The sequence below is a fragment of the Mycobacterium sp. 1165196.3 genome, assembly GCF_001673415.1.
Lineage (GTDB): Bacteria > Actinomycetota > Actinomycetes > Mycobacteriales > Mycobacteriaceae > Mycobacterium > Mycobacterium europaeum_A.
Genome location: NZ_LZLU01000269.1, coordinates 14,213 through 38,248, shown reverse-complemented (window position 1 = coordinate 38,248; position 24,036 = coordinate 14,213). Strand labels below are relative to the sequence as shown.

General features: G+C 68.5%; 20 protein-coding genes. 14 read left to right on the top strand and 6 right to left on the bottom strand.

Going from position 1 to position 24,036, the window contains the following annotated elements:
- Window positions 1-7: 7 nt before the first annotated feature.
- The 7 genes from A5659_RS25845 to A5659_RS25815 all read left to right on the top strand — a co-directional run bounded on the left by A5659_RS25845 (window position 8) and on the right by A5659_RS25815 (window position 6,168).
- A complete protein-coding gene (locus A5659_RS25845) occupies window positions 8-1,141 on the top strand; it encodes a M42 family metallopeptidase (RefSeq protein WP_067185234.1) in 1,134 nt (377 codons plus the stop codon).
- 141 nt (window positions 1,142-1,282) lie between these two features.
- Window positions 1,283-2,299: a GHMP kinase gene (locus tag A5659_RS25840; RefSeq protein ID WP_066871909.1), complete on the top strand. Its 1,017-nt coding sequence runs from the start codon at window positions 1,283-1,285 to the stop codon at window positions 2,297-2,299.
- Window positions 2,287-2,904, top strand: coding sequence for an SIS domain-containing protein (locus A5659_RS25835; protein ID WP_197498222.1), 618 nt, complete (start codon window positions 2,287-2,289; stop codon window positions 2,902-2,904). Before A5659_RS25840 ends, A5659_RS25835 begins: the two co-directional genes overlap by 13 nt.
- 8 nt (window positions 2,905-2,912) lie before the next feature.
- Window positions 2,913-3,467 carry an HAD-IIIA family hydrolase gene (locus A5659_RS25830; RefSeq protein WP_067185231.1) on the top strand — a complete coding sequence of 185 codons (555 nt, stop codon included), beginning with the start codon at window positions 2,913-2,915 and terminating at the stop codon, window positions 3,465-3,467.
- Window positions 3,468-3,694: 227 nt separating this feature from the next.
- On the top strand, window positions 3,695-4,645 hold the full coding sequence (locus tag A5659_RS25825; protein WP_156749379.1) for a GNAT family N-acetyltransferase: 951 nt from the start codon (window positions 3,695-3,697) through the stop codon (window positions 4,643-4,645).
- 155 nt (window positions 4,646-4,800) lie between these two features.
- Window positions 4,801-5,490, top strand: coding sequence for a DUF5642 family protein (locus A5659_RS25820; protein WP_067185311.1), 690 nt, complete (start codon window positions 4,801-4,803; stop codon window positions 5,488-5,490).
- Between the two features lie 27 nt (window positions 5,491-5,517).
- The gene (locus A5659_RS25815) at window positions 5,518-6,168 is read left to right on the top strand and encodes a DUF5642 family protein (protein WP_067185223.1); all 651 of its coding nucleotides are present in this window, start codon (window positions 5,518-5,520) and stop codon (window positions 6,166-6,168) included.
- A gap of 61 nt (window positions 6,169-6,229) precedes the next feature.
- Here A5659_RS25815 and A5659_RS25810 read toward each other — a convergent pair whose 3' ends face one another.
- Entirely contained in the window at window positions 6,230-6,826 is a 597-nt protein-coding gene (locus tag A5659_RS25810) for an alpha-ketoglutarate-dependent dioxygenase AlkB (RefSeq protein WP_197498220.1), read from the bottom strand.
- A 93-nt stretch (window positions 6,827-6,919) separates the two neighbouring features.
- Between A5659_RS25810 and arcA the strand changes: the two genes are divergently transcribed.
- Window positions 6,920-8,131 carry an arginine deiminase gene (gene arcA, locus A5659_RS25805; RefSeq protein WP_067185220.1) on the top strand — a complete coding sequence of 404 codons (1,212 nt, stop codon included), beginning with the start codon at window positions 6,920-6,922 and terminating at the stop codon, window positions 8,129-8,131.
- Between the two features lie 8 nt (window positions 8,132-8,139).
- Here the strand turns inward: arcA and A5659_RS25800 are convergent, their stop codons facing one another.
- Window positions 8,140-9,684 (bottom strand): dolichyl-phosphate-mannose--protein mannosyltransferase, encoded by a 1,545-nt coding sequence (locus A5659_RS25800; protein ID WP_197498230.1) that lies wholly within the window; start codon window positions 9,682-9,684, stop codon window positions 8,140-8,142.
- An 82-nt stretch (window positions 9,685-9,766) separates the two neighbouring features.
- Here A5659_RS25800 and rsmI point away from each other — a divergent pair, with 82 nt between their 5' ends.
- Window positions 9,767-10,603: a 16S rRNA (cytidine(1402)-2'-O)-methyltransferase gene (gene rsmI, locus A5659_RS25795; RefSeq protein ID WP_066872014.1), complete on the top strand. Its 837-nt coding sequence runs from the start codon at window positions 9,767-9,769 to the stop codon at window positions 10,601-10,603.
- On the opposite strand, the gene A5659_RS25790 is transcribed toward rsmI, so the two are convergent.
- From A5659_RS25790 to A5659_RS25780, 3 genes are read right to left on the bottom strand one after another with little or no spacing between them, the layout of a single operon-like run.
- Window positions 10,600-11,850, bottom strand: coding sequence for an aminodeoxychorismate synthase component I (locus tag A5659_RS25790; RefSeq protein WP_067185212.1), 1,251 nt, complete (start codon window positions 11,848-11,850; stop codon window positions 10,600-10,602). The genes rsmI and A5659_RS25790 overlap by 4 nt on opposite strands.
- 59 nt (window positions 11,851-11,909) lie before the next feature.
- Window positions 11,910-12,821 carry an RNA polymerase sigma-70 factor gene (locus A5659_RS25785; protein ID WP_066882357.1) on the bottom strand — a complete coding sequence of 304 codons (912 nt, stop codon included), beginning with the start codon at window positions 12,819-12,821 and terminating at the stop codon, window positions 11,910-11,912.
- Complete coding sequence (locus A5659_RS25780; protein ID WP_067185209.1) at window positions 12,818-13,999, bottom strand: NAD(P)/FAD-dependent oxidoreductase; 1,182 nt, start codon at window positions 13,997-13,999, stop codon at window positions 12,818-12,820. The genes A5659_RS25785 and A5659_RS25780 overlap by 4 nt, the downstream gene beginning before the upstream one ends.
- A gap of 392 nt (window positions 14,000-14,391) precedes the next feature.
- Here A5659_RS25780 and A5659_RS25775 point away from each other — a divergent pair, with 392 nt between their 5' ends.
- Both A5659_RS25775 and A5659_RS25770 read left to right on the top strand, forming a co-directional pair.
- Complete coding sequence (locus A5659_RS25775) at window positions 14,392-16,065, top strand: hypothetical protein (protein WP_067185307.1); 1,674 nt, start codon at window positions 14,392-14,394, stop codon at window positions 16,063-16,065.
- Between the two features lie 205 nt (window positions 16,066-16,270).
- Entirely contained in the window at window positions 16,271-18,136 is a 1,866-nt protein-coding gene (locus A5659_RS25770; protein ID WP_067185205.1) for a bifunctional diguanylate cyclase/phosphodiesterase, read from the top strand.
- 7 nt (window positions 18,137-18,143) lie between these two features.
- Here A5659_RS25770 and A5659_RS25765 read toward each other — a convergent pair whose 3' ends face one another.
- Window positions 18,144-18,938 carry an FkbM family methyltransferase gene (locus tag A5659_RS25765; RefSeq protein ID WP_067141819.1) on the bottom strand — a complete coding sequence of 265 codons (795 nt, stop codon included), beginning with the start codon at window positions 18,936-18,938 and terminating at the stop codon, window positions 18,144-18,146.
- 318 nt (window positions 18,939-19,256) lie between these two features.
- Here A5659_RS25765 and A5659_RS25760 point away from each other — a divergent pair, with 318 nt between their 5' ends.
- From A5659_RS25760 to A5659_RS25750, 3 genes are all read left to right on the top strand, one after another.
- Window positions 19,257-20,936 carry a hypothetical protein gene (locus A5659_RS25760; protein ID WP_231998017.1) on the top strand — a complete coding sequence of 560 codons (1,680 nt, stop codon included), beginning with the start codon at window positions 19,257-19,259 and terminating at the stop codon, window positions 20,934-20,936.
- 140 nt (window positions 20,937-21,076) lie between these two features.
- Window positions 21,077-22,540 carry a polysaccharide biosynthesis tyrosine autokinase gene (locus A5659_RS25755; RefSeq protein WP_066882366.1) on the top strand — a complete coding sequence of 488 codons (1,464 nt, stop codon included), beginning with the start codon at window positions 21,077-21,079 and terminating at the stop codon, window positions 22,538-22,540.
- A 53-nt stretch (window positions 22,541-22,593) separates the two neighbouring features.
- Window positions 22,594-24,033 (top strand): O-antigen ligase, encoded by a 1,440-nt coding sequence (locus A5659_RS25750; protein ID WP_231998018.1) that lies wholly within the window; start codon window positions 22,594-22,596, stop codon window positions 24,031-24,033.
- Window positions 24,034-24,036: the final 3 nt, after the last annotated feature.

Sequence of the window (24,036 nt, the reverse complement as noted above, 5' to 3'; positions counted from 1 at the left end):
GGATCTGATGGCGCATCGCGACCGCGATTCCACCGACGAGTTGTTGCAAGAGCTGTTGTTGACCTACGGGCCGTGCGGGCAGGAGGACGCCGTTCGCGAAGTCATCGCCCGTGAACTGCAACCGGTGGTCGACGACATGTGGGCCGACGACGCCGGCAACCTGATCGGATACGTCGCCGCGGATCCGTCCGCCGCCGACAGTGGGGCACCCAACCACCGCCACCGCACCGAGGCCATCCCCGGCACCGCGACACGCGTCATGGCGCACATGGACGAACTGTCCATGATCGTCAAGCGCGTAGAACCCGACGGCACACTGCATTTGACGCAGCTGGGCACCATGTACCCGGGAAACTTCGGACTGGGCCCGGTCTCCGTCCTCGGCGACAACGAAACCCTCACGGCCGTACTGACTCTCGGCTCCGAGCACACCACCCAGGAAAGCTCGCGGATCTGGGAGACCAAGCCCGACCAGGGCGACCGCGCGCTGGACTGGGATCACGTCTACGTTTTCACCGGCCGCACCGCCGACGAGCTGACTGCCGCCGGGGTGCACCCAGGCACCCGAGTCTGCATGGACCGCAGCAAGAGATCGATGGTCGAGATCGGCGACTACGTCGGCGCCTATTTCCTCGACGACCGCGCCGCGGTGACCGCGCTGCTGAAGGCCGCGCGGCTGCTGCGCGAGCGCCAACAACGGCCCGCCGACGACGTCTACCTGGTGTTCACCACCAACGAAGAGATCGGCGGGGTGGGCGGCACCTACGCCAGCGCCACCCTGCCCGGCGACCTCACCCTCGCGCTGGAGGTCGGCCCCACCGAACGCGAATACACCACCAGCGTGACGGGCGGCCCGATCATCGGCTACAGCGACGCGCTGTGCGTATACGACAAGAGCGTCGCCGACCGGCTTCTGAAAATCGCCACCGACCGCGAACTGTCACCGCAGGCCGCCGCGCTGGGCGCCTTCGAATCCGACGCCTCGCACTCGAAGGCCAGCGGGCTGACCGCGCGCGCCGGCCTGCTGTGCCTGCCCACGCTGAGCACCCACGGCTATGAAGTCATCGCCCGCCGCGCGATCGACGACATCGCCGCGATCGTCGTCGATTTCGTGCTGGAGCCCAGTCGGAAGAAGTCCTGAAAACCCGCCGATCGCGCTGGTCAGCCTGTTAGGCTGGCGACGCTTCACTGTCCCCGGATGATGGGATTAGCACGTGGCGGGCGTGGCCTCTCGGAAATCGCTATCCGGTTGGTTGAGTGAACCAATCGAAGGCCAATCCCCGTGACGCGTCCCCGAATTCGCGCACGAGCGCCGCTGCGGATCTCGTTCGCCGGGGGCGGCACCGACGTGCCGCCGTTCCCGACGACCGAAGGCGGCTGCGTCCTTTCGGCGACCATCGACCGCTACGCCCAGGGATCGCTGGTGCCCCGCACCGACCGCCGGGTCAGCATCGAATCGGTGGACTTCAAGACCACCCACGAGATGACGCTCGACAGCGAAATCCTCTACGACGGCAGCCTCGATCTGATCAAGGCCGCGGTGCGCAGATTCGGCCGCGACGGCACGGACGGCTACGACCTGGTGCTGCGTTCCAGCGCACCCCCCGGCTCCGGGCTGGGTTCGTCGTCGACGATGATGGTCGCCCTGACCGGCCTGCTGGCCGAGCATTACCGGGTCCCGATGGGCGAGTACGAGACCGCCCAACTGGCGTGTGCCATCGAGCGCGAAGACCTGGGCATCGCGGGCGGCATGCAGGACATGTACGCCGCGACGTTCGGCGGATTCAACTTCATCGAGTTCACCGACCGCGTGATCGTGAATCCCCTGCGGATCCGGGACGAGACCGCCTTCGAGCTCGAACTGAGCCTGCTGCTGTGCTACACCGGCATCACCCGTGACTCCGCGCGGGTGATCGAGGACCAAACCCGGCGCGCCACAACGGGTTCGGATGACACCCTGGCCGGCCTTCGGGCCCAGAAGGACCTGGCGGTGGCGATGAAGGCGGCGCTGCTGACCGGAAAGCTCAACGATTTCGGTGCTCTGCTCGGCGAAGCCTGGACCCACAAGAAACGGATGTCGCCCTACATCACCAACGAGCGCATCGACGACCTCTACGATCTCGCGCTCAAGAACGGCGCGCTGGGCGGCAAGCTCACCGGCGCCGGCGGCGGGGGATACATTTTGCTGTTCTGCGACTTCGCCAAGAAACACCGTCTCATCGAGGCCCTCGAGGGTGCCGGGGCCACCGTCACCGAATTCGCCTTTGAGAGCAAGGGATTGACAACATGGTCGGCATGACCGGGCCGGACGTCGTGTCACCGAGCGTCGAGCTGGTCCAGCGGCGGCTGGCCGAGACCATCGCGGTCAAGCAACAAATGCAGCAGGGCGACTTCGCCGCACGGACCGTCGAAGTGGCGCGGGTGATCATCGCCTCGCTGCGCGCCGGCGGCAAGGTGATCTTCTTCGGCAACGGCGGCTCTGCGCAAGATGCCGGACACCTGGCGGCGGAACTCATGGGCCGCTTCGCTTTTGACCGCCCCGGACTCGCGGCGATCAGCCTTCCCGACGCCACCGCGGCCATGACGGCGATCGGCAACGACTACTCCTATGACGAGGTGTTCGCCCGCCAGGTCCTGGCCGCCGGGCGCCCCGGCGACGTGGTGGTCGGCCTGACGACATCGGGCAACTCGCCCAACGTCGTTCGTGCGCTCGAGGTCGCCGGCCAGGCGGGGATGACGACCGTCACGCTCACCGGCGCGCACGGCGGCGAGGTGGCCGACGTCGCCAAGATCTGCATCCGGGTGCCCAGCCACGACACCGGGCGAATCCAGGAAGCATGCCTGCACCTGGGCCACTCCATCTGCGAAATGGTCGAGGCGGCATTGTTTCCCAGGCCCTCCTGACTCCGACGATGGCCGCACCCGATCTGAGCAACGTGCGCACCGTCTTTCTGGACCGGGACGGCACCATCAATGTCAAGGCCGCCGACGGCGAGTACATCCGATCGCCGGACGAGTTGGTGCTGCTGCCGGGCGCGGCCAAGGCGGTGGCCGCCCTGAACGCCGCCGATCTGCGGACGGTGCTGGTGACCAACCAGCGATGGCTCTCGGAAACGCCCGCCGAGCCAGGGTGTTTCACGACCATCCAGCAGCGGCTGCACCAACTGCTGGCGAACGACGGCGCCCGGCTCGATGCCGTCTACCACTGTCCGCACGCGGCGAACAGCTGTGAGTGCCGCAAGCCCCTCGCCGGGATGTTGGTGCGCGCGGCGCAAGAGCACGGTTTCGAGCTGGCCGAGTCGGTCATGATCGGCGACGGCGACACCGACATGATGGCGGGCCGGACGGCGGGGACGGCGACCATCCTGCTGCGCCCGGGTGGCCACCGGACCGTCGATGCGGACTTCGTCGTCGACGACCTGGCCGGTGCGGTGCAACTGGTCTTGAGCGCCCGAGCGTCGCTTTAGGTCGGTTCAAGAACACGCCGCGCATCCTTGCCGCCGTCGCCACCGGCTCATAACCTGGGCAACATCCGACCGCAGCCGGGTTCCTCGGGCCGGCGCGGTAGACGACGGCAAGCAGGCGGGCAGGTCATGGCATCACCGCGACGCACCCAGTGGTGTCGCGGTGCTGCGGGCGGCGGTCCGTAGCGGTGGCCGGACTGACCGGCGCCCGGGTGGACGAGCTGGCGACGATGGACATCTTCCAGGGATGTTCCGCCGAAGACCTCGCCCCGCTGGCGGGCCGCCTGCAGCCCCTGCGCGCCGCGCCCGGCCAGGTGCTGATGCGCCAGGGCGAGCAGGCCGTCTCCTTTTTGCTGATCTCCTCGGGTACCGCCGAGATCAAACACGTCGGCGACGACGGTGTCGTGATCGTCGAGCACGCGTCCCCGGGCATGATCGTCGGCGAGATCGCCCTGCTGCGCGACATCCCCCGCACCGCGACGGTGACCACCGCCGAACCGCTGACCGGTTGGATCGGTGACACCAGAGCCTTCGCCAGCTTGGCGCACATCCCCGGCATCACGCCGCGGCTGCTGCGCACCGTGCGCCAGCGTCTCGCCGCGTTCATCACGCCGATCCCGATCCGCGTTCGGGACGGCACGCTGCTCCTGCTGCGCCCGGTGTTGCCCGGCGACAGCGAGCGCACCGTGCACGGCCACATCTACTTCTCCAGCGACACGCTGTATCGGCGCTTCATGACCCCGCGATTGCCGACCCCGGCTTTGATGCACTACCTGTCGGAGGTCGACTACGTCGATCACTTCGTGTGGGTGGTTACCGACGGCAGCGACCCGGTGGCCGATGCGCGCTTCGTGCGCGACGCCAACGACCCGACGGTCGCCGAGATCGCCTTCACCGTCGCCGACGCCTACCAGGGCCGCGGCATCGGCACCTATTTGATCAGCGCGCTAGCCATCGCCGCCGACGTGGACGGCATCGAAAGGTTCTCGGCGCGAATGCTTTCCGACAATGGGCCGATGCGCGCGATCATGGATCGCTACGGCGCCGTCTGGCAACGCGAGGACATCGGCGTCATCACCACCGTGATCGACGTTCCCCATCCGCGTCACCTGCCGTTCCGGCGTGACGAGGCCGAGCAGATCAAGCGCGTCGCCCGCCAGGTGATCGAGGCCGTCGGCTAAGACGGCGAAGTGCTTCGAACCGGGCGCCTGTCTCCGGACCATGAGGTGACTTCCAAATCCGCTGGCGCATGCGCTCGCACGTTTGGCAATTCCGACCGGACCCGGCGCTGGCGTGGGGCAGCCGGTATGGCGCTCTGCTGTGCTATCAACTCCTCATGCGGCCGTTCGGGATTGGCCCGGCGGTGACCACAGCGCTCGCGTTGGCCGTCGCCGGGTGCGCTCACCCACCCGCGCCCAAACCGCCGCCCGTTGCGGCGAAATCGCCGCCGAGCACCACCGCGGCCGTCAATCCCGCCAACATCAAACGGGTCGTTCGCGACCTGCCGCCCGGTTACGAGGTGACCACCGGTATCCCCAGCGCGGCCTCCCCGAGGGTGATCTGGAGCCTGGGGGACGATCTGCAGGCCAAGCCGGCCAGGTGCGGGGCGCTGGCCGACCCCGGGAACGGGCGCGACCAATCGGCGCAGGGCGTGTCGGGCTCAGGCAGTGGCGGCATCGTCAACGCGGTGGTGGTGGCTTTGCCGGGACCGGTCGATTTCCCCGACGAGCTGGTCGCGGCGTGCGCCCAGTGGTCGGAGACCGCCGGGAACACCGTGGCGCATGTCCACCTCACCGACGCGCCGCACGTCGAAGGCGTCCAAACCGTCGGCATGGTGGCCGACGTCAAGTCATCGGTCGAGTCCGGCACCGAAATAGATTCGCGCATTTATACTTTCACCGCCTACCTGGGCAGCTACTACGCGTTCACCACGCTGACCACCGATCCGGGCTCGGCGCTTCCGGTGCTGCCGCCGCAATTCGCCGCGGACCTGCTCGCCAAAACGGTGTCCACGTTGCGCAGCTGAGCTCTCCGCTTGGGTAGATTGGCCACGATGTCCAAGATGTTGCTCGCGGTTGCGGCCGTCTGCGTTTTGGCCGGCTGCTCATCGCCCACTCACCCGGCGAAGGTCGACATCAACAAGGTCGTCGACGTGAAGTCCAGCTTCGGAGCCGACTACCAGGTCAGCGACATCAGCGAACGGGGAATAGACCCCAAGCTGCTGGCCGGCCGCAAACTGCCCGACGGGTTGACGTTCGACCCGGCGAACTGCGCGAAAGTGGCGGCCGGGCCGGACATGCCGGCCGATCTGCAGGGCAACATGTCCGCGGTCACCGCCGAGGGCCGCGGCAACCGGTTCGTGGTGATCGCGCTGGAGACCTCAAAAGCGTTGCCCCTCAACGATCCCGGGAAGGACTGCGCCAAGGTGACCTTCGCCGGCCCGCAGCTGCGCGGCGGCGTTCAGGTGGTCGAGGCGCCGCAGATCGCCAGCACCCGCACGCTGGGTGTGCATCGCGTGATGCAGGCGTTGACGCCGGGCGGTCCGCGCACCGGTGAGCTGTACGACTATTCGGCCGCATTCGGCGACTACCAGGTGATCGTCATCGCCAACCCGCTGGTGATCCCGGATCAGCCCGTCGCCCCCGTCGACACCCAACGCGCGCGCGACCTGCTGGTCAAAGCGGTGTCGGCGGTGCGCGCCTAAACCGCTCAGCTTGATGTCGGCGGCCCGCCGCGCCCGGCTCCGCCGCGCTTGCGGCCGCCGCTCAGCGCACGCCGCGCGGCCGGAACTGAATGCTGACCCGCGGACCCACGGCCGCCGTCGTCTTAGGCACGGAGTGCTCCCAGGTGCGCTGGCACGATCCACCCATCACCAGCAGATCGCCGTGCGCCTGCGGCAACCGCAGCGACGGGCCGCCGCCGCGGCGGCGCATCGCGAAGGCGCGGGTGGCGCCCAGGCTCACGATCGCCACCATGGTGTCCTCGGAGCTGCTGCGGCCGATGGTGTCGCCGTGCCAGGCGACGCTGTCCGAGCCGTCGCGATAGCAGCACAACCCCACCGTGGTAAAGGGCTCACCGAGTTCACCGGCGTAGATGTCGTTGAGCCGGCGGCGCAGCCGGGCCAGCTCAGGGTGCGGCGGCTCGTCGACCGCGAGGTCGTGAAAGCTCACCAGCCGCGGCACGTCGACCACCCGGTCGTACATCTGCCGGCGCTCCTCGCGCCACGGCACCGTCGACAGCAAGGCCTCCAGCAGGTCATCGGCGTCGGTGAGCCAGCCGGCACGGATCTCGATGAACGCGCCGTCACCGAGTTCTCGGCGCTCGGTGTGCTGGAACAGGGAGCCTTGGACCGCGATCTCCACGCCACCGAGTTTATCGCACATCCGTTCGATGACACGGGGCGCGCGCTGCGCGTGTGGCGGGACGGTACGCCCCGGCGCCGCTACGGTTGAGCTGTGGGTGTTGTCGAGCTGGGCACCAATTCCGAGGTCGGCGCGCTGCGCGTGGTCATCCTGCACCGCCCCGGTGCCGAGCTGCTCCGGCTGAACCCGCGCAACGTCGACCAGCTGCTGTTCGATGGCCTGCCGTGGGTCGCTCGCGCGCAAGACGAGCACGACCAGTTCGCGGCGCTGTTGCGGTCCCGCGGCGTCGAGGTGCTGCTGATGTCGGATCTGCTCACCGAGGCGCTGACACACAGCGGTGCCGCGCGGATGCAGGGCGTCGCGGCTGCCGTTGACGCGCGACGGCTCGGACTGCCGTTGGCGCAAGAACTTTCGGCATACCTGCGGGGGCTCGAGCCGGCCCGGCTGGCCCAGGTGCTGATGGCCGGGATGACGTTCAACGAGTTACCCGCCGACACCCGGACCGACGTCTCGCTGGTGCTGCGCATGCACCACGGCGGTGACTTCGTCATCGACCCGCTGCCCAATCTGGTGTTCACCCGCGACTCATCGATCTGGATCGGGCGGCGGGTGGTGATCCCGACGCTGGCGCTGCGCGCCCGCGGCCGCGAGGCGTCGCTGACCGATCTCATCTACGCCCACCACCCGCGGTTCACCGGCGTGCGCCGGGCCTACGAGTCGCGCACCGCCCCCGTCGAGGGTGGTGACGTGCTGCTGCTGGCGCCCGGCGTGGTCGCCGTCGGGGTGGGGGAGCGGACCACCCCCGCCGGCGCGGAAGCCCTGGCCCGCAGCCTGTTTGACGACGACCTGGCGAACACCGTGCTGGCGGTGCCGATCGCGCAGCGGCGTGCCCAGATGCACCTGGACACGGTGTGCACGATGGTCGACACCGACACGGTGGTGATGTACGCCAACATCGTGGACTCGTTGTCGGCGTTCACCATTGCGCGCACGCCCGACGGGGTGGCCATCAGCGACGAAGCCCCCTTCTTGGAGGCGGCGGCCAAGGCGATGGAGATCGACAAGCTGCGGGTCATCGACACGGGGCTGGATCCCGTTGTCGCCGAACGCGAACAGTGGGACGACGGCAACAACACGCTGGCGCTGGCGCCGGGTGTGGTGGTCGCCTACGAGCGCAACGCCCAGACCAATACCCGCTTGCAGGACGCCGGCATCGAGGTGCTGACCATCGCCGGATCGGAACTGGGCACCGGCCGCGGCGGCCCGCGGTGTATGTCCTGCCCGGTCGCCCGCGACCTGTTGTAAGTAGCGCGCTACCGCCAGCTGGGCAACCAGATCTCCATGTTCCACGTCTGCTGCGAAATCGGCAGGCCGGTGAGCACCGGGAACAGCCACGCGAAATTCGTCACCACCAGCGCCACGTAACAGCACACGGCGATCAACCCCAGCGTGCGTCGCTCCGAATTCGCCTGCAGCTGCAGCCGCAGCCGCCGGGGTGGCGCGCCGGGGGTGTAGAGCACGTCGCCGCAAATCAGCGCGATGGCCATCACCAAAAAGGGAGCCATCGTCGCCGCGTAGAAGAAGTACATCTGCCGGTCGATGTCGGCGAACCAGGGCAGCCAGCCCGCGCAGTAGCCGACCAGCACCGCGGCGTAGCGCCAGTCGCGGCGGACCAGCATGCGCCACAACGCGAAAACGAGCACCGGCACCGCCAGCCACCACATCGCCGGCGTGCCCACCAGCATCTCGGCCTTGACGCAGGACTGGGCGCCGCACCCGGGGACGTTCTGCTCGTCGATGGCGTAGAGCACCGGCCGCAACGACATCGGCCAGCTCCACGGTTTCGATTCCCAGGGGTGGTAGTTGCCCGCGGAATTCGTCAGGCCCGCATGGAATTGGAACGCCTTGGCGGTGTAGTGCCACAGCGACCGGATGGCATCCGGCAGCGGCACCAGCGAGCGGGGGCCGATCGTCTGGCCCACCTCGTGCCGGTCGATGGCGGTCTCGGAGGCGAACCACGGTGCGTAGCTGGCCAGATACACCAACACCGGAATGACGCCCAGCGCATAGGCGGTGGGGATGAGGTCGCGGCGCAAGGTTCCCAGCCAGGGCCGGGTGACCTGGTACTGGCGCCGCGCGGCCACGTCGAACGCCAGCGACATGGCCCCGAAGAACAGCACGAAATACAGGCCGGACCACTTTGTGCCACAAGCCAATCCGAGCAGGATCCCGGCGCCGAACCGCCACCACCGCACGCCCAGCCGCGGCCCCCACACCGTGTCGGCGTGGCGGCCGTCGGCCAGCGCGGCGTGCATCCGCTGCCGAACCTGGTCGCGGTCGACGACCAGCGCGCCGAACGCCGCGACCACGAAGAAGGTGAGTATGCCGTCGAGCAAGGCGGTCCGCGCGGCGACGAAGCTGACGCCGTCGCAGATCACCAGCACGCCGGCGATCGCGCCGATCAACGTCGAGCGGCTGATCCGCCGGACGATCCGCATCACCAGCGCCACCATCACCACGCCGAGCAACGCGCCGGTGAACCGCCAGCCGATGCCGCTGTAGCCGAAGACCGCCTCGCCGAGGGCGATCAGTTGCTTGCCGACCGGCGGATGCACGACCAGGCCGAACCCGGGGTTGTCCTCCACGCCGTGGTTGTGCAGCACCTGCCAGGCCTGCGGGGCGTAATGCTTTTCGTCGAAGACCGGGGTGCCGCCGTCGGTAGGTGAGCCGAGGTTCAGGAAGCGGGTGATCGCCGCCACCAGCGCGATGATCCCGGTCACCACCCAGCCGCGGACCTGATCGGTCGGGCCGAAGTCGGCCACCGGCACCAACGGTCCGGGGCTGACGACGGGCACCACACGTTGCGTCTCGGCACCCTCGATGGTCGGGGGGGATTCGCGGGGCGGGGCGGTCATCGGTGTCGATCGTAGGCTGTCGGTCATGACCACCGGCCGCCTGTTGCTGGGCGCGACCCCGCTGGGCCAGCCGTCGGATGCCTCACCCCGCCTGCTGGACGCCCTGGCCCGAGCCGAGGTGGTGGCCGCCGAGGACACCCGGCGGGTGCGCACTTTGGCCAAGGCCCTCGACGTACGCATCACCGGCCGGGTGATCAGCATGTTCGACCAGGTCGAGAGCTCCCGGGTGGATTCGCTGGTCGAGGCGATCCGCGCTGGCGCGACGGTGCTGGTGGTCAGCGACGCCGGTATGCCGCTGATCAGCGACCCCGGCTATCGGCTGGTGACGGCCTGCGTGGAGGCCGACCTGCCGGTGCGCTGCCTGCCGGGCCCGTCGGCGGTGACGACCGCGCTGGCCGTGTCCGGTCTGCCGGCCGAGAGGTTCTGCTTCGAGGGATTTGCGCCGCGCAAGAAGGGGGCGCGGCGGAGCTGGCTGGATTCGCTGGCCGACGAGCGGCGCACCTGCGTGTTCTTCGAATCCCCGCGGCGGTTGGCGGCGTGTCTGCAGGACGCCGTCGAGCGGCTCGGCGGTGCACGCCGCGCGGCGATCTGCCGGGAGCTGACCAAGGTGCACGAGGAAGTGGTGCGCGGCTCGCTCGACGAGCTGGCGGCCTGGGCGGCCGACGGGGTGCTCGGTGAAATCACCGTGGTGCTGGCCGGCGCCACCCCGCGCGCCGACCTGCCGGCGCTGGTCGCCGAGGTCGAGGAGCTGGTCGCCGGCGGCGCCCGCATCAAGGACGCCTGCGGCGAGGTGGCCGGCATGCATCCGGGGGTGCGTTCGCGCCAGCTCTACGACGCGGTGCTGCAGTCCCGCCGCGACTAGCCCGCCGCGCTGGCGGCGGCGATCGGCGGCAGCCCGACGACCGGGGACGCCTTGTGCAGGCATTCTTTCCATTCGGCGTCCGGGTCGGAGTCGGCGGTGATGCCGCCGCCGACGCCCAGCACCGCGCCACCCGCGGCGTCGAATTCGACGGTGCGGATCGCGACGTTCAACTCGCAGCCCGCCACGGGTGAGGCCAATCCGATTGTCCCGCAATATATTCCGCGGCGGTTGGGTTCCCACTGCGAGAGCAGTTGGCGGGCACGGTGTTTGGGGGTGCCGGTGACCGAGGCGGGCGGGAAGGTGGCGTCCAGCAGCGCCGAAGTCGGCAGCTCGGTGGGGACCTGCGCGGACACCGTCGAGACCAGGTGCCACACGCCCGGCGCCCGGCGCACCACCAACAACTCGGGCACGGTCACCGTGCCGACGATCGCCACCCGGCCAAGGTCGTTGCGGACCAGGTCCACGATCATGATGTTCTCGGCGACCTCTTTGGCCGACGCGCGCAGCGCCGACGGCCACGCAGCCAGCGGCAGCGTGCCCTTGATCGGGCTGGACGCCACCACCGTCCCGCGCCGCCGCAAGAACAGCTCCGGGGACAGCGACGCCACCGCACCCCAGGCGCCGGCGACGTAGGCCGCCCGGGCGGGGGAGGTGCGGGCGACACCGTCGATGAAGAAGTCCAGCGGGGCGCCGGTGACGGCACCGGTGAACTGCGTGCACACGCAGGCCTGGTACACCTCGCCGGCGCGGATCGCCTCCAGGCAGGCCAGCACGCCGTCGCGATGCGCCGCCCGGTCGGCGATGCCCCACTCGATGTGGCACTCGCGCGCGGCGGCCCTCGGTCTGGTCAGCGCGGTGGTCAGCCAGTCCGGCATCGGCGCACCGGAGAGGCTCTCGTACCACCAGTGGCCGTCGCGGTCGCGGCGCAGCACGCAGTCGGTCCAGCCGCCGGCGGCCTCGGGAATCCGGTGGGGCTGTGCGTCGGCGCCGGCGTCCGGATACGACAGGTAACCGATCCAGCCGCCGCCCACCGCGCGCGGCTCCGGCGTCCGCGATACCGGGACCGCGAAGACGTCGTCGACGTGCACCGGGTGCACCGACAGGCTCGGCGCGATCACCGCCAGGGCGCCGAACCACTCACCGGTCAGCGCGGCGGGCGGGGGCAGGCCGAGCCGGCCGGTGGCGTCACCCACTGCGCGCAGCACCTGAGGTGCGGCGCCAAGATCGCCGAGCCGGTCGATGCGCACCGCTCTAGCTTGTCAGAGCGGCGGCGTTTCGCATCCCCCGCGGCACCGGGCGGATGGGCTCACCCGCGGCTGATGTCGCGGGCGGTGGCCAGCGCCGCCAGCTTCTGCGGGTTGCGCATCACGTAGAAGTTGGTGATCTTGTCGCCGGTGATCTCGAGCGTGATCACGCCTTCGAGCTGGTCGCCGAGGTATAGCAGCACCGCCGGGGCACCGTTGCAGGTCACCATTTCCACCCGCGTCGCGCCCATGGTGGCAGCCCGGCGCATTAGGCCGACGATGGCGCGGGCCACCTTCTGGGCGCCGACCACCGGTCGGCGGGCGGCGCTCACCACACCGCCGCTGTCGGCGGTCCAGGTGGCATCGGGGGCGAGCATGGACATCAGCGCCTCCACGTCGCCGCCGGCCGCGGTGGCCAGGAACTGCGCGGTGATCTCGGCGTTGCGTTCGGGGTCCACCGTGTCGAACCGCTTGCGCCGGGCGCGGACATGTTCGCGTGCCCGGTGGGCGACCTGCCGGACGGTGGGCGCCGGCCTGCCCACCGCCGCGGCGATCTCGCCGTAGTCGAAACCGAACACCTCGCGCAGCACGAACACGGCCCGCTCGTCGGGACTCAGCGTTTCCAGCACCACCAGCATCGCCATCGAAATCGACTCCGCCAGAACGACATCGGCGGCGGGATCCTGCTCCTCGAGCAACAGCGGCTCGGGCAACCACGGCCCCACGTAGTCCTCACGCCGGCGCGCACCGGCCCGCAGCGAGTTCAGCGCCTGGCGGGTTACCAGCTGGGCCAGGTACGACTTGGTGTCGCGGACCGTCGCCAAGTCGACCGCCGCCCACCGCAGATAGCTGTCCTGCAAGACGTCGTCGGCCTCGGTCGCCGAACCCAGCATCTCGTAGGCGATGGTGAACAGCAGTGGCCGCAGCATGGTGAACCGTTCGGCGTGCTCGCTGCCGGTCGGTGCCTGCGTCATCGCGCGGCGACCTCCTCGGGTGACTGTGCGGGCCGCTTGCCGCCCTTGATCCAGCGATACGAACCGGGCTTGGCGGCCTCGCGCCGGATCGACCACAGCGTGCCCTTGCAGATCGCTTCCTTGAGCGACGCCGCCGCCCGGCCACCGAGGTACATGTTCACCGGGGTGTCATCGGTGCGCGCCATCTGGAACGTGGCGTGCGTGCGGCCCAGGCTGATGCACTGCCCGACGAACGCCTGGCTCAGCGCCGCGGGGACCTCGCCCGCGATGCGGCTGAGCACGGTGTTGGCGGCCTGGGCACCCAGCGGGCCGGCGGCCTGGCAGCTCATCCGCAACGGCTGACCCGACGGCGCGGCGGCGTCCCCGGCGGCGACGATGCGCTCGTCGTCGATGCTGGTGAGCGTCTCGTCGGTGAGCAACCGGCCGATCGGGTCGGTGTGCAGGCCGCTGCGCGTGGCCAGGTCCGGCACCGCGAACCCGGCCGTCCAGATGGTCGCAGCGCTGGGCAGCACCACGCCGTCGCTGAGCACCACGGCATCCCAGCGCACCTCTTCCACGGCCACCGATTCCAGCACATTGACCCCCAGGCGGCGCAGCCGCTTGGCCACCGAGCGCCGGCCCCGCTTGCTCAGCGACGGACCGAGGACGGGACCGCACACCAGGGTCACCGGGCGTCCGCCCTCGGCCAGCTCGGAGGCGGTCTCGATGCCGGTCAGCCCGCCACCGACCACCGTGATCGGCGCGGGCAGCGGCAGATCGGTGAGCGCGTAGTGCAGCCGCTGCGCGCTTTCCAGGTCGGCGACCGAATGCGCGTATTCCGTGTAGCCGGGCACCGTCGACCCTGGCGCGCCCGTGCTTCCCACGGCGTAAATCAGGTAGTCGTAGTCCAGCTCGGCGCCCGAGGTCAGCAGCACCCGGCGGTCGGCGGCCTGGATGACCTCGACGCTGTCGACGATCAACCGGATGCCCTCGCCGAGCAGCGTCGCGTAGTCGGCGGTCGCCGTGCCGGTGTCGGCAACCAGCTGGTGCAGCCGGATGCGCTCGACGAAGACCGGTCGGGGGTTGACCACGGTGATGTCGATGTCCGGGCGTTGGCGCAGATGGTTGGCGGCGAGGGTGCCGGCGTATCCGGCGCCGACAACGACGACATGGGTTCGTTCGGGGACCGACTCGGTCATGGCTGTCTCCTATTCGTGAGGACCTGTGCCCTTGAGACACCGCAGACCCGACGAGCGTGACAGGCTCGCCCGCAATTGTGACCCGTCTCACTGCCCGTCATCGGCGCCACCGGTCAACCGACCGCCCGAACCCCGCTGAGCTGCGACGACGCCACGCCGACAGGCGCGTGATACGCTGCGCTACGCCAATTCGTGGCCTGCCCCGGACCGGATGCACGCACCACTGGAAAGCGCGAAATTTGGGGCCACTTACCCGCGCACGGGTGTGTATTGGGGGAAGCAACCTTGACGACGACCTTCGCTGTGACTGGGCCCGGCGCCGCGCCGGCACCGGCTCAGTCGCGCAGCCCTCGCGGGCCTTTGTCGTCGGTCGCGATCTGACGCCGGTGGCCATCGTGTGCTCATTGAGGAAACGCGCGCTGGCCGCTGTCGCGTGCGCGGTGGTGGTGCTCGGCGGCTGCGGCGACAAGAGCGATCCCGGACCGCTGTCGGCGATGGTCAGTCCGGCCATCCCGCCCACCGCGCAGGAGATCCCCAACCCGCTGCGCGGCCAGTACGAGCAGATGCTGAATCCGCTTTTCCCGCAAGGCAACCCGGCTCAGCAGCGCTACTCGGCATGGCCCGCGTCGTACGACGCCAGCCTGCGCGTCTCCTGGCGGCAGTTGCAGCCCGTCGATCCGCGCACGTTGCTCCCCGATGCGCCCGACGACCGCAAGTTCGATTTCAGCTCGATCGACGACGCGCTGACCAAGCTCGGTAGCCGCAACATGCGTCTGACCCTGGGCGTGTACGTCTACAAGTCCTGCTGCAACGACTCGTATTCGGACAACACCAACATCGCGATTCCGGACTGGCTGCGCCCCTCGGCCGCCAGTTATCCCGCGCCGCCGACCGGTTCGGCCCCGGGCGTCACCCATGTGGTGCCCAACTTCAACGACCCCGACTACCTCAACGGCGTCAGCCAGCTGCTGGCCGCGCTCGGTCGTCGTTACGACGGCGACGAGCGCCTGTCGGTGTTCGAGTTCTCCGGGTACGGCGACTTCGGTGAGAACCAACTGGGCTACCTGCGCGATTCGCTGAGCGCGCCGGGCCCCACTCCCGACGAAAGCGCCGCAAAGCTGGGCTATTACAGCCAGTTTCGCGATCAGAGCATCACCAAGGCCTCGATCGCGCAGTTGGTCACGGCCAACGTCAACGCCTTCCCGCACACCCAGCTGGTCGTCGCTCCGCAGAATCCGGAGATCGTCCGCGAACTGTTCGCCGACGACGTCACCAAGAAATTGTCCGCGCCGGTCGGGATCCGCGCGGATTGCCTCGGCGTGCAGGCGCCCTTGCCGGAATGGGCCGAGGCCAACGACTCGCACTACGTCCGCTCCAACGACGCGGTCGTCAACGCCATCAAGCAGCGGCTGATGACGGCGCTGGTGATCAGCCAGTGGTGCCGACTGCCGAGCGGGGCCGACGCCCGGTCGTATTACGAGAAGGGCCTGCACGACGTCATCCGGTATCACGTGTCGATGACGTCGAGTGCGGATTTCCCGGACCGCGATGCGACGTCGGCGATGGATCCCAAGCTGTTCCAGGTATGGGCCCAGGCCAATACCGCTGCCGGTTACCGGTATTCGGTCGAGGCGAAGCCGGGATCGCAATCGATCCAGGACAAGGTGGCGACCATCTCGGTGGTGTGGACCAACTATGGCTCGGCGGCGGCCACCGAACGCTGGGCGCCCGGCTACAAGCTGGTGGACTTCTCCGGCGCGGTGGTTCGCACACTGTCGGCCACGGTCAATCTCAAGACGCTGGTCCACGACGAGTCCAGCCAATCGCGTGAGGAACCGGTTGCGGAGTCGGCCAGCGAGTCGGTGCATGTCGACGTGACCGGCCTCGCGCCCGGGCATTACACGCTGCGCGCCTCCGTCGAATGGCAACAGCACACGCCGGGCGCCTCACACGTGGTGAACTATGCGCCCATGGCCCTGGCCCGCGACGGGCGAGACGGCTCCGGGCTGTATCCGATTGCCACACTTGACATCCCGAGCGACGCGGCCTCAGCAAACGGTCAGTGACCCGCCGCGGGGCACGCCGTGCACCGCCCACCGGCATCTCGTCGTAAGACCCGATGGAGCCGGATCTGCGTGTTACCGTTTCCAGACGGATTTCGGCCGCGCCGCGGCGCGGTTCGAAATGCAACCAGCAAACAACCGAGCGAACTATCGGACCCCTTCGACGGGTACTCGAACGGGTCGCCGTGTGCCCCGTATCGGAGGACCCGTGCCGCGCAGCTTGAACCTGGTGGTCACCTCCGTCGCCACCCAGCTGATGGAGGCCACGGCGTCCACGGCGACCCGGGTCAGCGAAAGGGTCCTCGCGCAGCTCGTCGAGCAATTCGATGTGGACGCCAGCTTCCTGCGTCACCACGAGCCCGACGCCGCCGCCTCGGTGTTGGTGGCCGAGTGGCCGCGACGAGCCGGCGCCGCCGATCCGGATCCGATGGCCGATCTCGAGTTGGACGGCGCCGAGTCGGTGCTCGCTCGATGCGAACGCGACAGGAAGCCGGTGGTGACCCGCCCGAACCAGTCCGCCGGCGGGCTTCGCCGCTGGCTCAACCAGCGCACGGCACCGGTCACGCCCTCGCTGGCCGTCGCGCCGCTGGTGTCCGCCGACGCGACGACCGGTGTGCTCGGCTTCGTCAAGTTCGGCGCCCGCCGGTGGAAACAAGAGGAGATCAACACGCTCGAGGCGGTCGCCGCCCTGTTCGCTCAGTTGCAAGCGCGCATCGCCGCCGAAGAACGGCTCCGCTATCTCGCCGAACACGACGACCTGACCGGCGTCTACAACCGTCGGGCGCTGGTCGCGCACCTGACCGAACGGCTCGCGGCCGACAGCCCCGGGCCCGTCGCGGTCTTCTACCTCGACCTGGACCGGCTCAAGCCGATCAACGATTACCTCGGCCACACCGCGGGCGACTGGTTCATCCGCATGTTCGCCCAACGCATCGAGGAGTGCGCGGGCAGCGAGAGCATGATCGCCCGGCTGGGCGGCGACGAGTTCGTGGTCATCCCGGACCGGCCGATGTCGTCGGAGGATGCCGAGGCGTTCGCGCGTCGCCTGTCGGCGATGCTGTGCGACCGATTGACCATCGGCGGGCACGTGATCAGCCGCACCGTCAGCATCGGGCTGGCGATGGGCGCGCCGGGAACCGACAACTGCGCCGATCTGCTCCGGCGAGCCGACGAGGCCGTGCTGACGGCCAAGCGCGCCGGCGGTAACCAGACCGCGGTGTCCACCGACGACATGTCGCTGAAACGCGCCTTCCGCAACGACATCGAGCTGCACCTGCAGGGCGATATCGAAAGCGAAGGCCTGATCCTGCACTACCTGCCCGAGGTGGACCTGTGGACCGGCGCCGTCGTGGGCGCCGAGGCGCTGGTGCGCTGGCGCCATCCGGTCTGGGGGCTGCTGTTGCCCGACGCGTTCATCGGGGTGGCCGAATCGACCAACCTGGCCGCGGAGCTGGGCAGCTGGGTGATGCGCAGCGCCTGCGCCGAATTCAGCGGGTGGCGCGCCATCGGCGTCGGCCAAGGCGCCATGTTGCGCATCAACGTGTCACCCATTCAGCTGATCAGCCGCGGCTTCGTGGAAAGCGTCGCCGACACCATCGGCGAGTTCGGGATCGATGCCGAATCGGTGTGCCTGGAGATCACCGAGCGCGCGGTGGTGCACGACATCGACACCACGCGAAAGACCTTGGCGGAGCTCAAGGACGTGGGCGTGCAGATCGCCATCGACGACTTCGGCACCGGCTACGCCGTCCTGTCACACCTGAAGTCGCTGCCGGTCGACATGCTCAAGATCGATGCCGGCTTCGTGCGCGACGTCGGCACCAACGCCGGCGACCTGGCCATCGTGCGCGCGATCATCGGGCTGGCCGAGGCCTTCGGCCTCGAAGTGGTGGCCGAAGGGGTCGAGACGCCCGCTGCCGCACTGACTTTGATGCAACACGGGTGCCACCGGGCGCAGGGCTTTTTGCTCTCGCGTCCGCTGCCGGGTGACGCGATGGAAGCGCTGCTGTCCGCGCGGTGGATGCCGATGCCGTTTCTCGCCGATCGCGAGTCGTCGTCGATGGGGTCGCTGTAGCAGCCCCTCAGGCGCCCTCGGGCACGAAGACGAAGTTGTTGACATAGACGCCGCGACCCGCCCAACCGTCTTCCTGGCTGCCAACGTTGGCCGGATCCTGATGCTGGGCCGGGTCGAACTCCGCGATCGGCCGTCGAACGCCATCGAGATCGAAGTAACCCGCGTAGCCCAGTCCCTGCAGCAGTCCGGTGATCTCGGCGACCGAATTGGGATGATGGCGTTCCTCGGCCTCCACCACGATGACCGGGCGCTGCTGTGTGAGTGTCTTTGTGGCGCCGTGCAACACGGCGAGCTCGTGGCCTTCGACGTCGATCTTGATCAGGCCGATGTCGGTGAGGCCGAGATCATCGAGGCGTCGGACCGGCACCTCGATGCTGCGAATCGTGCCGTCGCTGACGTCGCCCAGTGCGTTGCCGGCCTCGATTGTGCTGCGGCCCGGCTCGGACGCGACCACCCGCATGGTCATCACGCCGGGCTCATCCGACAACGCCACCGCTTCGACTTGCACCGCGGCGCCGACCGCGTCGAACATCGATGCCAGATCGCGGGCCTGGGCCGGTCGCGGTTCGAACGCGATCACCGATCGCGACGAGGCCAGCATCGCGATGGTGAACTCGCCGAGGTCGGCCCCGATGTCCAAGGAGATCCGGCGCGGATCGCACAACGACGCCACCAGCTGGATGTCCGGGCGGGATTGCCCGAGGCTCTGCAGGATGCGGAATTTGCGCCGCCAGAACCGGCGCGGTGCGAGTTTCTGTGCCGCAGGTGCGAGCCAACGTTTGACCGAGCGTGCGACAGCCATCTTCGGTGATCTCCTGCCCGATTCGCGGAGCCATCAGCTTAGTCGACCCGCCGGCGGCCCCGGGTGCGGTGAACGAACTGACCACCCGGATTTGCCGGTGCGCTCCGGGTGTGGGCTATAGCCTGTTGTAACCCTTGACATCCCACACCACCATGCGACGTCAGCCAACGGGTCAACGACGGTAGCGAAACGCGAACCACCAGAGAGGTAGCAGTCGATGCGTTTGATCCAGACGGTGCATGCCGGCCGGTGCATGCCGATGTCGTTGCTCGCCTACCGCGAGCCGTTGTCGCCCGACGCGGTTTAGCGAAAGACATCATGGTCCGGACAAATCGACACCGGAAGATCCTTGTCGTCGCCGTGTGCCTGGGGTTGGTGCTGAGCGGATGCGGACGCGGCGGTGACCCTTCGCCGCTGACCGCGATTGGCAGTCCCGCCATACCGTTGTCGGTACAGGACGTATCGAATCCGCTGCGCGGCCAGTATGAGGATCTCTTGCAACCGCTGTTCCCGCAAGGCAATCGCGCGCAGCATCGGTATCCGGCGTGGCCCGCATCGTTCGACGCCAGCTTGCGGGTGCCGTGGCGACAGTTGCAGCCCACCGACCCGAGCACGTTGCCGCCCGACGCTCCCGACGAGCGCAGGTTCGATTTCAGCGTGATCGATGACGCGCTGGCCAAGCTGGCCGGCCGCAACATGCGGTTGACCCTGCGGGTGGTCGCCTACAACTCGTGTTGCGACAACACCTATGCGAACAACACCAACATCGCCATGCCGGACTGGCTGCGCTCGGCGGCCACCAATTACACCGGTCCACAACGCTATTGGTGGACGCCCGGAGTCACGCATGTCGTTCCGAATTGGAACGACCCGAACTACCTCAACGCATTCGGTCAGTTGCTGGCGGCGCTGGGCCGCCGCTACGACGGGGACGAGCGGCTGTCCGTTTTCGAGTTCTCCGGCTACGGCGATTTCAGCGAGAACCACATCTCGTATCTGCGTGACACGTTGGGTGCGCCCGGCCCGGCACCCGACGAGAGCGTCGCCAAGCTCGGCTATTACAGCCAGTTCCGTGACCAGAACATCACCGCCGGCTCCATTCAACAGTTGGTCGCCGCCACCGTAAACGCCTTTCCGCACACACAATTGGTGACGACGGCGCTGAACCCGGAAATCGTGCGCCAACTGCTCGCCGACGATGTCACGAAGAAACTGTCCGCGCCGGTGGGTATCCGTGCTGATTGCCTCGGGGTCCAGCCACCGCTGCCCGCCTGGGCGGAAAAGGACGGCTCGCACTATGTGCAGTCGAAGGATCCGCTGGTTGGCGCACTGAGAAACCGGATGGCCTCGGCCCTGGTGATCACCGAATGGTGTCAACTGCCTGACGGGACCGATCCACGCACCTATTACGAAAAGGGCCTCGACGACGTCGTCAAGTACCACGTGTCGATGACATCCAGTTACAACTTCCCGGCCGTGGACGCCACCGCTCCGATGGACCCCCGGTTGTACCTGCTGTGGGCGCAAGCCAACGTCGTCGCCGGATACCGATATTCGGTGGAGGCGGGCCAGGGATCGCAATCGGTGAACGACGGCAAGGCGACACTGACCGTCACCTGGACGAATTACGGCGCCGCCGCGGCCACCGAGAACTGGGTGCCCGGCTACCGGCTGGTCGATTTCTCTGGGGCGGTGGTCCGTTCGATTCCCGCGACGGTGCCGCTCAAGACGCTGATCCAATCCCAACTCGGGGATGGCTCACGCAGGGAGCCCGTCCCGACGTCTGCCACCGAGTCCGTGCACGTCGACCTTTCGGGCTTGGCGCCGGGGCACTACACGTTGTGCGCGGCGGTGGATTGGCAACAACACAAGCCGGGAGCCACCCATGTGGTGAACTATCCGCCCATGCGGCTGGCTCGCGACGGGCGCGACGGTGCAGGTTGCTATGCGCTTGCGACGCTCGACCTGCCGCGGGATGCGCAGACTCGCGCGAATTGATGCACCGGCAAGGCGCGGCTGGCGATTTCGGCAATGCGAACGTGACGATGCTGCATAATCTGCAGTGGGTAAGCGCGGCCGGTGCTAGAAATCGCGAGCGACGCAATTCGCGCCTGAGGTTTTAGGGAGGTTATCAGCCGATGGATTTCCGCACCTTTGTCCGGATTCTCGGCCTGCATTGGAAACTCGCACTCACCGCCTTATTGGCCTGTACCGTCGGCGCCGCATTCGTTACGGCATTGCAGACGAAGCACTACCAGTCGTCGGCCACGGTCCTGATTTCGTTTTCGGGTGCGACCGACCTGAACGAGTTGTACAGCGGCACAGAGGCGGCACAAGAACGGTTGTCGTCGTATGCCCAGATCGCCGGCGGCCGCATTGTGGCCGAGCGCGCGATCCGCCAGCTTCAGCTTCCCCTGAGCACCGACGAGGTGCTGAGCCAAACGCAGGTGAAATACACTGCGAAATCGGTGCTCTTCACGATCAGCGTCAAAGACACCGATCCGGCCCGGGCCGCCGCGCTGGCGGGCGCGATGGCCAATCAGTTCGGCGTGATCGTCCCGACGCTCGGTCAGGCCCCGGTCCCCAACGGCGTCAGCGGTCCGGTGACCCCGGTGCAGCGCCCCGAGCCGGCTGAAACGACCGCGCCGCCGACCCCGTCGCCGGACGTGCCGGCAACGACGGGCCCCACCGGGAAACCATGGCCGGCGGCCCGAGCGACGGTGGTCGAGCCGCCCCGGGTGCCCACCGTTCCGGTCTCGCCGGTGCCGATGCGCAACATGGTGATCGGGTTCATCGCCGGTGTCCTTCTGGCCATCGCGGTCGCGCTGACCCGCGAGGCCAGCGACCGCACCATTCGCACCCGCGAGAAGCTGGAAGGCGTTTCAGGCCTGCCGATTTTGGCGGAGCTGCCCGGAAAGCGCGGCACCGTTCCGCGCTTCGGCACCGACGCGGCATCCGACGATGCCGTCCGTGGCCTGCGCACCCGGCTGCTCAGGGCGGTAGGACCGGAGGCCCGCCGGGTGCTGGTGACCGGGCCGTTCGGCGGCGAAGGCACGACGACGACGGCGATGAACCTCGCGCTCGCGCTCGCCGAAATGGGCGAAGACACACTGCTTGTCGAGGGCGACAGTCGCCGGCATGTGCTGGCGGGCCTGCTGCGGGTCGAATCCGGCGAGGGACTGGGCAACGCGTTGGCCAACCCCGCCATCGCCGCGGAAGCCGTGAAGCCGACGCCGATTTCGCGGCTGTTCATCCTGGCGTCGCGGTCCGCGCGCCGCGAGAGTTTGCCCGCCAGTGCCTATTTGCCGGAAGTGCTCGACCGGGTCCTGCAGGAATTGTCGTCGCGCTTTGATCGAATCGTGGTCGACGGTCCCCCGGTCCTGGCGACGGCCGACGCCGGGCTGCTGGCCGGTGCCGTCAACGCGACGGTGTTGGTGGTGCGGGCGCGGCGCACCACGGCCGACGAGCTCAACGATGCGCTGACCGCTCTGCGTGCCGCCGGCGCGCACGTCGTCGGGACCGTGTTGGTCGATGCGCGCCAATCCCTGCACATCAGGGCGGCGGACCGCGCCTACCGATCGAAGGCCAGCGGGTCGGCGTGAACCTCTACCTGCGGGCTCGTCATCGCCTGGCGGTGGAGGGAACGCTGCTGGCGATGTTCGTGTTCGGGTGTTTCGCGTTCGGCGTGTTCTCGGTCCGCCGAACCACCGAGGGAGTGCTGCTGACCGCCGCGTTGTTCTGCGTGGTCGTCTACTGGGTGAAACCCGAAGGAATGGTGGCGGTCACGCTCTTCGGTGCCTTCGCGGCGCTGCCCGAAGGCCTGCACGTCGGCAAAGTCATTGGCCCCGTGACCATCTACGCCTACCACGTGGCCGCGGTGCTCGCGATCTGCTACCTGATCCCGACCGTGCGTCCGCGGGCCCATGATTTCTTGTTGCCGGGGCTGTTGGTGCTCACCGTGGTCTGGTCCACCGTCACCGGGTTCGAAACCGGCCATGCCGACCTGGTGGTGATGCGCGAATCGACCACCATGATCGAAATGGCCATCGGATTCGTGTTGGCGTTGTTCGTCGTCTACGGCGGTCACGTCAAATTCTCGATCCGGGTGATGATCGTGATCCTGTGGTTTTCCGCGGGCATGGCGATTGTGAGTTCGCTGTTCGCCATCCGGCTGGCCGGCCGCGCGGAAAGCCTGGAGGGCGCCACGGGTGCCGGCCAGGCCGTGCGCATCATCCTGTCCACCCAAACGCCGGCCACCGCCATCTTGTCCGCCCTGGTCGCTGCCCCGATCGTCGGACGAGTAAGGCCCGCAATGTATTTCGCACTCGGCCCGCCGGCGCTGAGCATCTCGCTGTTATCCTTCTCCCGCAACACGCTGATCTCCATGGGGGTGGCGGCCGGCGTGGCGTTGGTCGGCAGCCTGAGCTGGGCGGCGGTGCGGCGCACGATCACCACCGCCACGGTCGGATTGGCCATGATCGCGGTGACGGTGCCCGGGTCGCTGTTCTTGCTGCAACGCTCGAAAACCGGGGCGTGGCTCAGCGATCAATACGCCGCCTTCAATCAGCGGGTGCTCGGCGGGGTGACGTCCAGCGCACTGGCAGTGGACGATTCGGCGTTGGAACGATTACGGGAAATCAATCTGCTCAAGGAGACCATCGCCCAGGCCCCGGTGTTCGGCCATGGCCTGGGCTACGTCTATCAGCCACCAACCGGGGACGACGAGTTCCACCTGTACCTCTATCCCGCCTACTCCCACAACTTCTACCTGTGGTGGCTTGCCAAGGCAGGAGCGGTGGGCATGGCGGTGTTCGCGATATTCGCGCTCACACCCGTGATCCTGGCGCTGCGCTGCGCGCCGGCCGCGGCGAAAATCAGCGCGGCGGTCGCCGCCGGACTCCTTGCGATATCCGCCGTCTGGCCGCTGCCGGAGATGCCGATGGACGCGCTGGGCCTGGGTGTGGCCTTGGGCGCCGCAATGGGATACGCCGGCCTGCGGCGCAGGAGCGGTGACGCGGCCCCGACCGACGCCGACCCCGCGCCGACGTCCGGTCCGATCGATCATGGCAATGCCGGCATCGCCACGGCCCGCTGACGG